Source organism: Enterococcus sp., from assembly GCF_022711995.1.
In the GTDB taxonomy this organism is placed as follows: domain Bacteria; phylum Bacillota; class Bacilli; order Lactobacillales; family Enterococcaceae; genus Enterococcus_D.
In genome coordinates, this window is sequence record NZ_JALAHI010000018.1 from 14,040 (window position 1) to 28,153 (window position 14,114).

The 14,114-nt window shown below is 42.5% G+C and carries 15 protein-coding genes; 5 read left to right on the plus strand and 10 right to left on the minus strand.

All coding sequences use genetic code 11. The features are described from left to right. Window positions 1-236: 236 nt before the first annotated feature. Entirely contained in the window at window positions 237-572 is a 336-nt protein-coding gene (locus Q0A12_RS01620; RefSeq protein ID WP_291290975.1) for a hypothetical protein, read from the minus strand. A gap of 168 nt (window positions 573-740) precedes the next feature. Here Q0A12_RS01620 and Q0A12_RS01625 point away from each other — a divergent pair, with 168 nt between their 5' ends. Together Q0A12_RS01625 and Q0A12_RS01630 are read left to right on the plus strand one after the other, a co-directional pair. Then, window positions 741-1,073 (plus strand): helix-turn-helix transcriptional regulator, encoded by a 333-nt coding sequence (locus tag Q0A12_RS01625; RefSeq protein WP_291290976.1) that lies wholly within the window; start codon window positions 741-743, stop codon window positions 1,071-1,073. A 5-nt stretch (window positions 1,074-1,078) separates the two neighbouring features. Beyond that, window positions 1,079-1,543 (plus strand): ImmA/IrrE family metallo-endopeptidase, encoded by a 465-nt coding sequence (locus Q0A12_RS01630; RefSeq protein WP_291290977.1) that lies wholly within the window; start codon window positions 1,079-1,081, stop codon window positions 1,541-1,543. Between the two features lie 184 nt (window positions 1,544-1,727). Here the strand turns inward: Q0A12_RS01630 and Q0A12_RS01635 are convergent, their stop codons facing one another. The 5 genes from Q0A12_RS01635 to Q0A12_RS01655 all read right to left on the minus strand — a co-directional run bounded on the left by Q0A12_RS01635 (window position 1,728) and on the right by Q0A12_RS01655 (window position 5,951). Beyond that, complete coding sequence (locus tag Q0A12_RS01635) at window positions 1,728-2,534, minus strand: metallophosphoesterase (protein ID WP_291290978.1); 807 nt, start codon at window positions 2,532-2,534, stop codon at window positions 1,728-1,730. Between the two features lie 3 nt (window positions 2,535-2,537). After that, entirely contained in the window at window positions 2,538-3,320 is a 783-nt protein-coding gene (gene phnE, locus Q0A12_RS01640) for a phosphonate ABC transporter, permease protein PhnE (RefSeq protein WP_291290979.1), read from the minus strand. Next, window positions 3,317-4,096: a phosphonate ABC transporter, permease protein PhnE gene (gene phnE / locus Q0A12_RS01645; RefSeq protein ID WP_291290980.1), complete on the minus strand. Its 780-nt coding sequence runs from the start codon at window positions 4,094-4,096 to the stop codon at window positions 3,317-3,319. Before phnE (Q0A12_RS01645) ends, phnE (Q0A12_RS01640) begins: the two co-directional genes overlap by 4 nt. Then, window positions 4,068-4,859, minus strand: coding sequence for a phosphonate ABC transporter ATP-binding protein (gene phnC, locus Q0A12_RS01650; protein ID WP_291290981.1), 792 nt, complete (start codon window positions 4,857-4,859; stop codon window positions 4,068-4,070). The genes phnE (Q0A12_RS01645) and phnC overlap by 29 nt, the downstream gene beginning before the upstream one ends. A 168-nt stretch (window positions 4,860-5,027) precedes the next feature. After that, window positions 5,028-5,951 carry a phosphate/phosphite/phosphonate ABC transporter substrate-binding protein gene (locus Q0A12_RS01655; protein WP_291290982.1) on the minus strand — a complete coding sequence of 308 codons (924 nt, stop codon included), beginning with the start codon at window positions 5,949-5,951 and terminating at the stop codon, window positions 5,028-5,030. Between the two features lie 193 nt (window positions 5,952-6,144). On the opposite strand from Q0A12_RS01655, the gene Q0A12_RS01660 reads away from it, so the two are divergent. Beyond that, window positions 6,145-6,816: a cyclic nucleotide-binding domain-containing protein gene (locus Q0A12_RS01660; protein WP_291290983.1), complete on the plus strand. Its 672-nt coding sequence runs from the start codon at window positions 6,145-6,147 to the stop codon at window positions 6,814-6,816. 407 nt (window positions 6,817-7,223) lie between these two features. Here Q0A12_RS01660 and Q0A12_RS01665 read toward each other — a convergent pair whose 3' ends face one another. Then, on the minus strand, window positions 7,224-7,808 hold the full coding sequence (locus Q0A12_RS01665; protein WP_291290984.1) for a TetR family transcriptional regulator: 585 nt from the start codon (window positions 7,806-7,808) through the stop codon (window positions 7,224-7,226). 115 nt (window positions 7,809-7,923) lie between these two features. Between Q0A12_RS01665 and Q0A12_RS01670 the strand changes: the two genes are divergently transcribed. Both Q0A12_RS01670 and Q0A12_RS01675 read left to right on the plus strand, forming a co-directional pair. After that, on the plus strand, window positions 7,924-9,015 hold the full coding sequence (locus tag Q0A12_RS01670) for an FtsX-like permease family protein (protein ID WP_291290985.1): 1,092 nt from the start codon (window positions 7,924-7,926) through the stop codon (window positions 9,013-9,015). 1 nt (window position 9,016) lies between these two features. Further along, window positions 9,017-9,724 carry an ABC transporter ATP-binding protein gene (locus Q0A12_RS01675; protein ID WP_291290986.1) on the plus strand — a complete coding sequence of 236 codons (708 nt, stop codon included), beginning with the start codon at window positions 9,017-9,019 and terminating at the stop codon, window positions 9,722-9,724. A gap of 94 nt (window positions 9,725-9,818) precedes the next feature. On the opposite strand, the gene Q0A12_RS01680 is transcribed toward Q0A12_RS01675, so the two are convergent. The 3 genes from Q0A12_RS01680 to rarD all read right to left on the minus strand — a co-directional run bounded on the left by Q0A12_RS01680 (window position 9,819) and on the right by rarD (window position 13,810). Next, complete coding sequence (locus tag Q0A12_RS01680; protein WP_291290987.1) at window positions 9,819-11,678, minus strand: beta-glucoside-specific PTS transporter subunit IIABC; 1,860 nt, start codon at window positions 11,676-11,678, stop codon at window positions 9,819-9,821. Window positions 11,679-11,817: 139 nt separating this feature from the next. After that, entirely contained in the window at window positions 11,818-12,657 is an 840-nt protein-coding gene (gene licT, locus Q0A12_RS01685) for a BglG family transcription antiterminator LicT (protein WP_291290988.1), read from the minus strand. Window positions 12,658-12,928: 271 nt separating this feature from the next. Continuing rightward, a complete protein-coding gene (rarD, locus tag Q0A12_RS01690; RefSeq protein WP_291290989.1) occupies window positions 12,929-13,810 on the minus strand; it encodes an EamA family transporter RarD in 882 nt (293 codons plus the stop codon). Window positions 13,811-14,114: the final 304 nt, after the last annotated feature.

Below are 14,114 nucleotides of genomic sequence, written 5' to 3' on the forward strand. Positions count from 1 at the left end.
TTTCTTTATTCATCCATCCCATAGCAAAGACCGCAACGTGATCCTTGTTTATGGATAGCTTTTCCTCGTAATCATTTACTACTGTTTCAGAATATCTTTAACCAGTTTCTAGTTTACTTCTCTTTATTAGTGAAGTGGACTCGTTCTGTATATCCTTAGTAAAATGCTCTCCAATCCTTCACTTTATGCCATGTCTTCCCCCAGAAACGAGTCCAAGTTTCTCTCATCTAAATCATTCATCCCTTTTTCTGATCCTTAACAGCCAATTTTTCTTTCAGCTGTTGGTTTTCTGCAATTAAGAGAGCTTGTTTGTTACGGGCTTTGGCTAGCTTTGCCTGATAGATAATGAGTGCTTCTTGGTGGGCTTTCCGGTCGCTACTGGCGGCAGTTTCTAATTCAGCTACTTTTGTTTCCAATTCGAGATTGAGTTTTTCATACTTTTCATATAAAATCTTGGCATTTTCTATATTGGTCTGCTCTAAGTTGGCTTTGCTCGACACCCGAGTCGCAAAGTAGGTTAGAACACCGGTAATCAAGGAAGGTAAAACGACTGCGGCAACTGTTTGATCCATAGATAACCCCTCTCTCTTTTTTAGATACAAAACGTATCATCTATTTGCAGTATATTCGATACGTATCATATCGTCAATTAAAAAGATACGACACGTATCTCGATTGAAGCAAAAAAAGATACACATCGTATCTACCTATGATATACTAATGAAAAAGGAGGGATTGCTATGCTTGGTAAACGACTGAAGGCACTTCGGCTAGGTATGAATCAAACACAGCAACAGATTGCTGATCATTTAGGGATCACCCGGGCTGCCTATTCGCATTTTGAGAATGATCGCAACGAGCCTGATGGGGAAACGATTGTAAAATTGGCTGAATTGTTCCAAGTCTCCACAGACTACCTATTAGGGCGACAGTCTCTGGCTAACTTTGCTCCGCCCTCTAAACGGGTACAAACAGTTGCTGCCCATATTGATGAAAATGTAACCGATGAACAAATGGAAGACATTCTGAATTATATTGATTTTATAAAACAGCGGCACACTCAAAAGGATTGATAGCTATGGATAGAGTTGAAGAACTAATGGCTGCCTACCCAGATCTGCATTTTATTTTTGACAAAAATATGCCAGAAGGACAACAAGGCTTATATATCGATCAACATATTTATTTGAATCCTAAACAATCAAAAGCAGACTTGTTAGGAACCATCGGGGAGGAAATTGGACACTACTTAACCAGCGTGGGAGATATCACTGCCCAAGATACCAATGAAAAACGCAAGCAGGAACGTAAGGCTCGAGATGTTGGTGCGACGATCGTAGTCACGCCTTACGACATCATCGCCTGTTTTGAAGAAGGCTGTAAAACATTACTCGAATGTGCCGCCTTTTTAGAAGTAACGACGCAAACCCTCAAAGATGCTGTCTGCTACTATGCTCGCCGTTTTGACGGCATCAAAACCGACAATCAGTACACGTTGTTGTTTCATTTAGATGGCACCATCGAGGTGATCAAAACCTTTTAGCTGTCTTTGCCGGTCCACTTAGTAATGAAGTGCTGCGCATCCTTTCAGCCAACAAAAAAAGGCCCTGTCCCATCAATGTCATAAACAGAAAGCAGGTCGAAGGCCTACAGTACATTCGCTACTTTTCAATGTTTCGCGGATGTACTTTTTACTGTTTCTTTTGATTGATGAGACAAGTCCGTTTTTAGTCTTGAGACATATCTAACACTTTCAATAGCCGATTGGGCAAATAATTTTCAGAAGTTTGATGGATCAATTTCCCTTCTTCAAAACGATAAAGATTATAGCCATACCGCTCTTCAAAGCGGACGATTCCCTGTCCTTCGTCTTCCCCTACAAACGACATGCTGGCAACTGTATAATAGGGAATCCCCTGAACTTTGCCGGTGAAAGCGTGGTGCGTATGACCGTTGAGAATACAGCGAATGTTGTATGAAGCCAACAAATCCAATAATCGTTCCGCACCGGGCCAGACTGGTGTTGAGCTTTGCTGTGCCAGTAAATGATGATGGGTCACAAAAATGATTGGCAGCTCTTTTAATTCCGCTAACGTCTGTTGCAGCCACTGGAACTGCGCTTCATCAACGACGCCATCTGACGCTCCATAGCAAGAATTATCAAAGGACACAATGGCCATGTCTGAGTAACGCTTCACTTGATTATAAGGCAGCTCGGAAGCCGCTGTACTGCACCAACCTAAACGAAAATGGCTTTTAATGTCATGATTGCCTAAAGTGACGATCATTTCGACCTCTCCCAGTCGCTCATGCAGCCACTCTTTCAAGAAGCGGTAATCTTCCACCTCGCCATCTTCGGTCAAGTCCCCACTGATAACGACCAAATCGATGTTTCCTCGCTGTTGCGCATGCCGAATGCATTCTTCTAATGGAATCAGCGGATTTTGCATGGCCGCTAGCATCCCTTGATAGCCCTCTTGGCAATCTGGGTATTGTCTGCGAAAATGTATGTCTGATATATGCAATAAATTCATCTTTTATCTCAATTTCTTTCTTATGATTCCTGTTATTTGGTCTAAAGCAAAGACGGTGATCACTACACCGATCAAAATAATACTAACCTTGCTCCAAGTTCGTGTCTGGATCGCAAAGATCAAAGGTGCGCCGATTCCGCCTGCACCAACTAAGCCTAGTGTTGCCGCACTACGCACAGCGATCTCAAAATGATTCAATGCAAACGAACTGTAAATCGGCATTAGGTAAGGAACACGAACAAAAAACATAGTCTGCCAGAAGTTCGCACCCACTGCGTGCATCTCTTCCGTCAACCGTTCATCCATCGCTTCCATCTCTTCTGTAAACAATTTGCCCAGCATTCCGATTTGATGGACACCAATTGCCATCACACCGGCAAAAGGTCCCGGACCAACGACTTTAACAAAAATAATCGCATAGACCAGTTCCGGAAACGCCCGCAAGACGTTGCAGATAAATTTGCCGATTTTAGCAACCCAAGGAGTCGCTGACCAGAGATTGGCCGCACTCAATAATGTGATAGGAATGGCTAAAACCGTTGCGATCATGGTGCCTAAACAGGCGATCCCAATCGTTAACAACAGCAGACTGAACAAATCTTCCCCACTGCCGTCATAGAAAAATGACCAGTCTGGCTGACTTAATCCTTTCAACACATCTCGGCCCATTGCCAATGAAAAAGTGCTTAGCCCCGAATAGTCTAAATCCAATGCAGAAACCAGCAAGAGAACGAGGAATAGACCCCATAATAGCCACGTTTTTTTACTCACTTCGCGAATCATCATAGAAAGGACCTCCTCACTCGTTCACTTAACTGGTCTACGATCGCCACAGTAACTAAAATCGTCAAAATGATGATGGAGACTCGTTCATATTTTAGTAAAGCCAAAGAAGAATTCAGGATGACACCGATCCCTCCCGCACCGACATATCCGAGAACCGTGGAGGCCCGAACATTGACTTCAAAAGCATAAAATGTATAGTTGGCAAACTGACTGATGACTTGAGGGGCCACTGACCAGACAGCAATCTGCAATTTGCTGGCTCCGACCGCCGCAGCAGCTTCAATCGGGCCAAAATCGATTGTTTCAATTGCTTGGAACATCAACTGGGAAACCATCCCAAATGTAAAGACTGCGATCGTCAGAACCCCTGTTGCTTCCCCAATCCCAAAGATGGCGACGAACAATGCCGCCAATAATAAGTTAGGAATCGTCCGAATCAGCCCCAATAAAAAGCGAAAGATCGTCGAAAGCCAGCGATTTTCCGTAATGACTGTCGTAGCCAGAAAGCTGAAAGGTATAGCGACACAGACACCGATGACCGTTCCAACTAAAGACATTTCCAATGTTTTAAGCATTGGTGAGACTAATTTCGGTAAATAGCTAAAATCCGGATGCAAGAAACGTGCAAAAAATGCCGTTACTTGGCTGGAATTGGACCAGACTTGCGCAAAGTCAGCCCCTGTGATCCATGCACTGCTTTGAAAGCAAAGAATTAAGAAGAGCAAGATCAGCAGGTTCTTGTACCACTTAAAGTGAACGGTCTCTTTCAATTTCATGGGTTTCTCCTGCCTTTTCTTCAAAAATCGCCTTGCCATAAATCTGTTCCAACCGTTCATCTGTCAATGCTTCCGGCACACCATCAAAAACAACCGCTCCCGCTTTCAAAGCAATGACTCGTGTGGAGTAAGACCGTGCCAGCGGGACGGAGTGAAGGTTGACGATCACTGTTTTTTTCATTTCTTGATTGATTTTTTTCAAATCCTGCATGACTTTTTCCGTCGTGATCGGGTCCAGTGAAGCCACGGGTTCATCTGCCAGAATGATCGGCGCTTGTTGCACAAGAGCTCTTGCAATGGACACTCGTTGTTGCTGGCCACCACTCAATTGATCACTGCGGGTCTGCAGCTTATCCAGCAATCCAACCGTTGCCAGTGCTTCCTTTGTTCGTTGATAGTCTTCTTTTGAAAATAATCCTAAAATACTTTTCCAAGTTGAATAATAGCCTAAGCGTCCAGATAGGACGTTTTTTTGAACCGTACTGCGTTTGACTAAATTGAAACTTTGAGAAATCAATCCGATTTGGCGGCGGATCAACCGTAATTCTTTCTTGCTTGCCTTAGTGATCGATGTCTCATTTATGCGGATATCCCCTTCTGTGATCGGCACTAAACGATTGATCGAACGTAATAAGGTACTTTTTCCTGCCCCACTCAGACCGATGATGGAGACAAATTCTCCCTCTTCGATCGTCAAATTGATGTTTTGCAGTCCTTTGACCCCGTTTGGGTATACTTTGGACACATTTTCGAAAATTATCATACTTCTTCCCCATCTTTATAAGCATCTTGACACCACGTAAATCAAAACAACGACCGATAAAGGCTGCTCACCGCTAGAGGAGCGTAAGCGTCTGCCAGTCAGCGATCTTGCAGTACAGCTCCTACCTTCATCGATCAGTTCTTTCGTATCCGCTAACAGCTTATTGTTTTACTCCGCTGCTTTTTCGGTATATTCACGGATCGTATCATACGCAGAATCGGCCGCTTCTTCATATCCTTGATGTCCCCATAACGACATTGCTTCTGCGCCTTCTTCATCGTCTTTCATGTTTAAGAAAACATCTTTGATTTCTTTTTTCAATGCGTCATCCATTTTTGGTTGGACAGCGATCGCATCATTTGGAATGTCTCCTTCAGTTAGGTAAAGCACTTTGAGGTCTTTAAACAAATCATTGTCTGAAAAACTAGAAGCAAAGACATTTCTCGCCCCTTCGAAAACAAATGCAGCATCCATTTGACCATTCAAGACTGCTGTAATCTCACTTGGAATATCATTAACAGTTGTTAATGTTGCTTCAGTGGTAGGATCTACGCCAGCATCTTTCAACTCAGCTACTGGATAAATGTAGCCACTGGCTGAATTAGGGCTTAATGTCGCAATTTTCTTACCTTTCAGATCAGTCAACTTATTCAATCCGCTGTCCGCACGGACTAAAATTTCACCTTTAAAAGTATTCGTCAATTGGCCTTCTAGCGGCAAACCAGTTTCTTGATCGTAGTCGCCTAATTGTGAAGTTAAAATAGCTTCTGCAGCATCCATATCTTTTGCTTGAACATAAGCAGCTGGCGGCATGATCCCGATATCTACTTGACCCGAAGCCATCGCTTCAACGATCGTTGAATAATCGGTAGCCAAAGTCACCTCGACTTCACGATCGAGTTTTTTCGATAAATAGTCGGCAAAAGGTTTTGCTTTTGCTTCCATTGATCCATCATTGTTGGTCGGTACGAACTGCACCACTAATTTTTCTTTTGCTGTATCCTCTTGTTTTGAATTGCCACTAGCACAACCAGTTAAAGCAACTGCCAACATCACACCCATGATCCCTTTAGCAAACTGTTTGAAACGCATTTTTATTCCTCCTGTGAATGTTTTCTACTACGTGTAAATCATACCAAATTACCAAAAATTAAGAAGTGACACATGTCCTATTTTACCTTATTTTTACATACAATTTACAAATAATATTAATTATCGTTCGTGTTGAGCCGATATAGATTCTAAGCTATAATAAAGAAAAACTTCCAAGGAGTGGTGCTTCCTCATGAAAAAGATTCATGATGCCCAACGACTGTCTGCTTATATCGAAAAATTTTCTTTGCAAGATTATCTAGAGACGACGCTATCTGACATGGCAGTGCTACATTCTTTCGCCAAAGATGAGCACTTGATCCAGACAGGAACGGTATCAGATTATCTTTACTTTCTTGTGGAAGGAACCGTGATGGTCTACTCCTATCCTTCTGATACCCAAAACATCTTTATCGACTATGCGAAGCCTGCGACCCTCTTAGGAGAGGCTTCTTCTTTATGGGAATTATTGCCAAAGAGCAGTGTCAAAGCCGTTACCCCATGTGTTTGTGTCTGTATTTCTTTAAATCGTTACCGCTCAGTTTTACAACAGGATGTTCGGTTTTTGCAGAACATTTGTCAGTTGCTGAGTTCACGACTCAACTTAGGCGTTAGTTTGGCCAATTCACTGACCGAGCCCGTGGAGACCCGTTTAGCCAAGTTTATTCTTTTGCATGAAGAAAAAGGCGTATTTTCTCATCAGTTGACGACCTGCGCTGCGATCCTGAATGTGAGTTACCGGCACCTCTTACGTACCATCACAAATTTTCGTGAAAATAGCATTTTAGAAAAGCAAAAAAGCAAGTATTTGATTCGTGACCGTGCTGCTTTAGAGGTCCTTGCAGAAAATCTTAGTCGTTCCTAAAGCGCTTTCCTCTTCACGAACACCTATTGGCCAGCCATTTATCACAAAAAAAGCAAGCCTCTCAGCGATACGTCTAATTTTTAGCGTTATCTCTGAGAGGCCTTTTTGCGTCATACGCACTGGGGCGATCATTCACTCGCCTCACCTTGATAGGTCCTTGACAAAAGGTAACTGCGAAGTTTGTCCATGGTTCCTAGAATCTCTGTCAAAGATCGCTGTCGATCCATTATCTCACCTTGCCTTCCTCAAGTAATATAGCAAAAGCACTTTTAAAGACCGAGCTAGAACAATTTTTTCCGTCGGTCGTTTCTTCGAAATAAAAAACCAGCTAGGAAAACACCTAACTGATTTTGTCTGACTTTTTGGTTATCTTTGGTCGCATGCTAAGGAGGAAAAAAGCACTGGTCTTATTGGATGCCTTGCTTTAGCCATTTGACTTTGTAGGCAAAATCCATCAGCAACTCGTCACTGGTCCATTGATTGGCATAAGCATCCGTTATGCTATCAATAACGAGTTTCATTGAGAAATAGAGAAAACTGTTGGCTTCTTCTTGACTGTCGATGCGAAATTTATTGGCAGCCAGCACTTTTTTCCAGGCTTCCGCACCATGAGGATCTTCACTGCGATAGGAAAACAGGTAACTATTTTGGATCAATAACTGCAATTCCTTAAACTCATCGCTTTCTTTACCATAAGTATTTGCTTCCACTAAAAAAAGTTCCAACCCTTTAAAAAAGTCCTGCTGATGGCTGCCGATTTTCCGCAAGATACGGCCATGAACTTTATTGGCTGAATCGTGGATCAGATAGTCATAGGCATCATTCAAGTCTTCAAAATATTTGTAGAAAATCCCCCGCGACATGTGCAGGGCTTCAACGATCTCACTGACTTTTACTTGGCTGATCGGTTTATCCGAAAAAACCTGCAATAAAATATTCCGGACAAATAATTTTTTCTCGGGCGGAAGATTATTAAAAGTCGCTTTAGGCATAAGTCGCAGTCCTTTCCTTGTATTCGTTGATTTATTATAGCACAGATCAGCGAAAGAAAATCGGTGACAAAATGTCACCGATGGGGTATGATGAGTTTCGAAAGGGGAAATATCTATGTATTTAGCTTGGAAAGAAATTCGCTATGCCAAATTGCGGTATAGCTTGATCATTGGTATCATGGTGCTCGTTGCCTATGTCGTCTTCATGCTTTCCGGATTGGCAAATGGGCTTTCAGATGGCCACAAGAAAGCTGTCGCTGACTGGGGTGCACAGACGATCGTATTGTCTGAAGACAGCAATAAAGTTGCCAGTGCTTCGATTTTGGCTCGCGATGATTTATCCCGGGTAGAGGCCAAAGAAAAAGCGGCGGTTGGTCTGACTTCTTCTGCCATCTCCCATAAAGGAAAGTCTGAAAAAACCAACATTTCCGTTTTCGGTGCAGAAGCCGATCAATTCGTCGTGCCGAAAGTGATTGACGGACGAAGTTACAAAGCAGCAAACGAAGTGATCGTTTCAGAAAATCTTTTATCCAAAGGATTTGCTTTAGGGGATCAAATCAAATTAGGAAGCGATGAACAAGTCTTTACGATCGTTGGTGTCACAAAAGCCACGACGTATAGTGTAGTACCCGTGCTGTACCTCAATCTGGATGCCTATACACATCTGAAGTATGGCGATCAACCGTTTGAGAAAAACAAGGAACCTATTTCATTGATCGCTGTCAAGGAACCAAAATCAGCAGTCACCATCAAACAGTCGAAGAATCAAACAAAACTGGCAGCATTGACCTTTGATGATTTTGTTGAGAACTTACCTGGCTATTCGGCCGAAAAATTAACATTGAACGCGATGGTCTACTTCCTGTTCGTAGTAGTTGCAGCAATCGTCGGTATCTTCTTATATGTAATGACACTGCAAAAGACGGCACTCTTTGGCGTGCTGAAAGCGCAAGGCGTTTCTACCGGCTACCTAGTTCGTTCCATTGTTGGCCAATCATTGATCGTCAGTATCGTCGGCGTATTGCTGGCATTCTTGCTTAGCTATCTGACCAGCTTAGTCTTACCGGATGCGATGCCTTTTACCGTTAATTTGCTGCAGTGGTGTCTGTATGGCGTGGTACTGATTTTTGTTTCGATCATCGGGGGTCTCTTCTCTGTTCGAACCGTGACAAAAGTCGACCCTATCACAGCGATTGGAGGCGAATAGAATGGCACAAACTGTCTTATCCATGGAACATATCACAAAAACATTTGGTTCTGGTCATACCGCAGTCACTGCGTTAAAAGGCATTGACTTTTCCGTCGAGGCTGGTGAATTCGTCAGCATCATTGGCCCTTCTGGCTCTGGTAAAAGTACCTTTCTAACGATTGCCGGTGGATTGCAGCGCCCATCAGAAGGAAAAATCGTCATTGGTCAGCAAGACTTTACTGATTTATCCGATAAAAAACGATCTGCTGCCCGTTTCAAAGAAATTGGCTTTATTCTGCAAAGTTCAAATCTGGTTCCTTTTTTGAAAGTCAGTGAACAATTCACCTTCGTCAATAAATTGAATAAAGACAATCAAAAAGAGGCAGAATCCCTTTTACGTTCACTGGATATTTGGGAATTACGAGGAAAATTTCCTAAAGAGTTATCCGGTGGTGAACGACAACGAGTAGCGATCGCGCGGGCATTGTTCAATGATCCTACACTGATTTTGGCAGATGAGCCAACCGCCAGCTTAGATTCTGAACACGCCTTTGACGTTGTCCAGCTACTAGCTAAAGAAGCCCACGAAAAGCAAAAAGCCATCATCATGGTGACCCATGACCCACGAATGACCCAATGGAGTGACCGGGTCTATCGAATGAAAGACGGCCTTTTAGTGGAGGAATCTGCAACTGGGCAGAATTCCACGACAACTTTAGAACCGTAATAAAAAAACTATCCAACCATGAGACCAACGCAGCTGCGTTGTGCCTCTATGGTTTGGATAGTTTTTTTGATTCAGCCATTACGGCTTACTGCTTTTATTGAACGATCGCCAAGAAATCTTCCCCTTGCAAGACGTCATCTTGATTCATATCCAACACATCTAAATAGTTTGGCGTATTGGTAACAACGATTGGTGTAATCGTTGAATAGCCCGCTTCTTTGATTGCAGACAGATCAAACTTAACCAATAGATCGCCTTTTTTCACTTGATCATCTTGTTTGACAAAAATCTCGAATCCTTTTCCTTGAAGCTCCACTGTATCCATACCGATATGCATCAAAATCTCAACACCATCTGTTGTTGTCAATCCAATCGCATGCCCGGTTGGAAACAAGGTTGTGATCGTTCCATCAGCCGGTGCAACTAAAGTTCCAGCGACAGGATCGATAGCGATTCCTTTACCCATTGCGCCAGATGAAAAGACTTGATCTTTTACTTCGCTCAATTGCACGACTTTACCCGCTAGCGGGCTGCTCAATACGATGCGCTCATTGCTACTAGATTGAACAGGTACTGTTGTTTTCGCTGAATCAGTTGGATTTGGTTGATCTTCAAAGCGCAAAATAAAGGTCAAGACAAAGGCTGCCCCAAAAGCAACGGCCGTTCCAATCGCAGCCGCAATCAAGCCACTCATATCTTGGGTGTCTTGAGGGATAAATGATGGTAAGCTCAAGAGACTGACTAACCCAAAAGTAAAGTTTTTAACTTGACTGAAACCGATAATTGCTCCACCGATTGCTCCACTGATACAAGCAGCAATAAATGGTTTTTTCAACGGTAATGTGACCCCATAAACTGTTGGTTCTGTGATACCAAACAATGACGTAATCGTCGAAGAAAGAGCCAATCCTTTCAGTTTGACGTTTTTAGTAATAAAGAAGACGGCAAGTGCTGCCCCACCTTGTGCCAATACAGCTGGCAACAACATTGGTACCATTGTGTCATAGCCAAATTGTGTTAAGTTCAACATCATGATTGGTACAAAGCCCCAATGCATACCAAACATTACAAATACTTGCCATAATCCACCCATAATTGCTCCGGCAAGAATTGGACTAAAGCTATAAATTGCATCGTAACCACTACCTAATAAGTTTCCGATGATCGTTCCCAATGGACCCACGACGATAAATGTCACTGGTGCCATGATCAAGAAGACAGCTAATGGGACACAAATGATCTGTAGGAAACTAGGAATAACCTTTTTAAAGAAACGTTCCACATAGCTTTGTATAAAGACGGCCAAAATAATTGGAATAACGGAAGAAGTATACGCGCTAGCCCCAATGATCACAGGGATCCCTACAAAACTCAACGTTTGTCCCGCCAATTCTGTGATACTTGGATGAACAAGTGCCATGGCTAAAGAAACAGCCAGAAATTCATTGGTCTTAAATTTTTTCGCTGCTGTGAAGGCAAGCATCACTGGCAAGTAAGTGAACAGCCCATCAGCAATTGCATACCAAACGGTATAGACACCGGAATCGGCTGCCAGCCAGTTCATCGTAACAGCTAATGTCAGAAATCCTTTTAGAACCCCAGCACCGGCCATAGCCCCCAAAAACGGTGTAAAGATCGAAGAAATGATATCGATCAATTGATTCAACAGGTTGCCTTTTTCTCCCGATTTTTCTGATTCGCCATCGAAGTTTGCCACATTGGTTAATTCACGATAGACATCGCTGACGTGACTACCGATCACGACTTGATATTGTCCGCCGCTTTGTACGACTTGGATCACATCCTCATCTTGATTCAATCGGGCGGTATCTGCTTTCCCTTCATCCTTTAATTTAAAACGCAAGCGTGTCGCACAGTGAACGACACTGTTGACATTCTCCTTGCCACCTACCGCATCCAAGACGCGAATCGCTACTTCTTTGTTTGTACTCATTTTCGAACACTCCTTTTTTTGATAAAAATAAAAAACCCAGATTGAAAAAACACGGTAAACAAGCCTACGCTTGCTGACTGCTGTCTTTTCAATCTGGGTCTTGCCTGCTATGCAGTAACAATCCGTTAATGATTGAATGTTAATTTGGTTCATTGACTACCCGTTCAATGTGAATCGTCAAATAGATCATTTCTGACTCACCGATTGGTTTGCCATATGTTTGGATCAAATAATCGTTGATACGTTGTACTGTTTGAAAAGCTTTCGGGTATTTTGCCTGAATCAGTTCAAATAGAAATTCATCTTTTTCTCCTGAAAGATCATCACTTAAATACCGTTGAGCGAAATATTGAAGATGAGTCGTGATCCGTTGATAATTCAGTGAATCCGGATTAAAGACTTTACCATAAAAGCGGCTGATGATCGCTAACACATCACGAACGATCTCAACGGCTTGCATCGTCGTCTCCATTGTTCCATTGGCTTGCTCACTATTGACAATGTGAAAGGCAATAAATCCTTTCTCCGCTTCGGGAAGCGAAACACCAAAGTTCTTTTCTAAACGCGCCACTGTTTTCGCTGCGACCTCATATTCTTTGGGGTAAAACTTTCGGGTTTCAAACAATAATGGATTCGGTATCTCGATGCCTTCACGGGCCCGGATCAACGCATAATGGATATGGTCCGTCAGTGTCAAGTAAATATTGGGTGAAAGTTCAATCCCTAGCACTTGCTCCGCTTCATCGACCACCTGTTTAACTGCCTCTACCTCTTCTGCAGGGATATCCGCAAACAATTGTTGAAACTGATTGGCTGTAAACGAGTCCTTCAAGACGAATTCTTTTTCTACAAATGCGTCGTCGATCTCATCACCGATCTTTTTCTTAAATGCAATGCCACGTCCCATATAGATAGTCTCTTCACCGGCATCATTGGTGGAGATTACGACATTATTATTCAATATTTTTCCAATAACCATCGTTTTCCCTCATTCCAAAATAAAAAAACCTAGAATTTCCCCTTGATTCTGCGGTCAATTCTGGTTTTGCCTGCCGAACAGTAACAATCCGTTGTAACTAAAAAAAGAATAGCACAACCTTTTTGAGAATGCAACCCTTTTCAAACAAGATTTTTCAATCCAAAAATACCAGTGAACAAGGTTTCTTGTTTCCTTTATCGGCTTGTTCACTGATTATTTAAGCGAATTATTGCAAAAAAAATTTTATATAGAAATACTTTTCTAGCGAATTTCAACCACGCTGGCGTTTCCAAGCAGCCCCTAAAGTGCCATAGGTAAAGACGGCGATCCCTAACCAGATAAAGCCAAATGCGGTGAATTGTGCTGCTGAATAGGACTCATGAAACAAAAAGATCGCTAACAGCAACATGATCGTTGGATTGACATACTGAATAAATCCTAAAGTAATATACGAAACACTTTTCGTGGCTTCGGCAAACAGCAGCAATGGAATCGCCGTCACTATACCTGCACCGACAAGCAAGAAATTCGTGTTTAGCGGATATGCCATCAACCCAACCGAAGAAAAACCGATGATATAGATCAGTGCCGCTGGCAAAATGACGAAGGTTTCGACCGTCAATCCGGTTGCTGAACTAATTGGAATGTGTTTTTTGATCAGGCCATACGTGCTGAAGGAAAATGCCATGATCAGTGATGCGTAGGGAATCGCTCCCGTTTGAACCGAAAGCATGATTACGCCAATCGCCGCTAATCCACAGGCAATCAATCCCGTTCGACTCAAGCGCTCCTTCAAAAAAATCGTTGCCAACAAAACATTGACCAATGGATTGATGTAATAACCTAAGCTAGCCTCCATGACATGACCGGCATTGACCGTAAAAATAAAGGTAAACCAATTGATGGAAATCAAGATTGCCGCCAAAACAATCATTCCAGCGTATTTTTTATTTTGCCAGAGGCGTTTCAATTCAGAGACAAACTGTTGCCATTTGCCACTGATTCCAATAAAGCCAAGCATAAAGACAAATGACCAAATAATACGGTAACACATGATTGCCAATGGCGAGACGCCAGTAATCAGCTTCCAATAGAGGGTGATCAACCCCCACAGCACATAAGCCGTGATTCCCAATAGGGTTCCTTTTTTCATTATACTAGTCGTTTTTTCCCTGCGATCGTAGGAAAACCCCAAGCAAAAAACTTTCCTCCTCATCTATAAGTTATCTTATTATAACGAAAATAAGGATTTTTCCTAGTATTTCATGAAAAAAACAGAAAAAGTCCCAACCACTGAATTTCAAATTTTGAATAAGCAGTAAGACATTGGTGATACTCTCACGCCTTCCTCGACTCATTCCTTACACTTTTTCCAACCTTTAATCCAGGTGGCATTCACTGGGTATAGCTTCACTTTTTTTAATTTTTGAAAGTATAAATTTCAGGCAAAAAAAGAG

Excerpts from the sequence above, each read along its gene's own strand:
- Q0A12_RS01620 (WP_291290975.1), bottom strand. The coding sequence starts at position 572 with ATGGATCAAACAGTTGCCGCAGTCGTTTTACCTTCCTTGATTACCGGT.
- Q0A12_RS01625 (WP_291290976.1), top strand. The coding sequence starts at position 741 with ATGCTTGGTAAACGACTGAAGGCACTTCGGCTAGGTATGAATCAAACA.
- Q0A12_RS01630 (WP_291290977.1), top strand. The coding sequence starts at position 1,079 with ATGGATAGAGTTGAAGAACTAATGGCTGCCTACCCAGATCTGCATTTT.
- Q0A12_RS01635 (WP_291290978.1), bottom strand. The coding sequence starts at position 2,534 with ATGAATTTATTGCATATATCAGACATACATTTTCGCAGACAATACCCA.
- phnE (WP_291290979.1), bottom strand. The coding sequence starts at position 3,320 with ATGATGATTCGCGAAGTGAGTAAAAAAACGTGGCTATTATGGGGTCTA.
- phnE (WP_291290980.1), bottom strand. The coding sequence starts at position 4,096 with ATGAAATTGAAAGAGACCGTTCACTTTAAGTGGTACAAGAACCTGCTG.
- phnC (WP_291290981.1), bottom strand. The coding sequence starts at position 4,859 with ATGATAATTTTCGAAAATGTGTCCAAAGTATACCCAAACGGGGTCAAA.
- Q0A12_RS01655 (WP_291290982.1), bottom strand. The coding sequence starts at position 5,951 with ATGCGTTTCAAACAGTTTGCTAAAGGGATCATGGGTGTGATGTTGGCA.
- Q0A12_RS01660 (WP_291290983.1), top strand. The coding sequence starts at position 6,145 with ATGAAAAAGATTCATGATGCCCAACGACTGTCTGCTTATATCGAAAAA.
- Q0A12_RS01665 (WP_291290984.1), bottom strand. The coding sequence starts at position 7,808 with ATGCCTAAAGCGACTTTTAATAATCTTCCGCCCGAGAAAAAATTATTT.
- Q0A12_RS01670 (WP_291290985.1), top strand. The coding sequence starts at position 7,924 with ATGTATTTAGCTTGGAAAGAAATTCGCTATGCCAAATTGCGGTATAGC.
- Q0A12_RS01675 (WP_291290986.1), top strand. The coding sequence starts at position 9,017 with ATGGCACAAACTGTCTTATCCATGGAACATATCACAAAAACATTTGGT.
- Q0A12_RS01680 (WP_291290987.1), bottom strand. The coding sequence starts at position 11,678 with ATGAGTACAAACAAAGAAGTAGCGATTCGCGTCTTGGATGCGGTAGGT.
- licT (WP_291290988.1), bottom strand. The coding sequence starts at position 12,657 with ATGGTTATTGGAAAAATATTGAATAATAATGTCGTAATCTCCACCAAT.
- rarD (WP_291290989.1), bottom strand. The coding sequence starts at position 13,810 with ATGAAAAAAGGAACCCTATTGGGAATCACGGCTTATGTGCTGTGGGGG.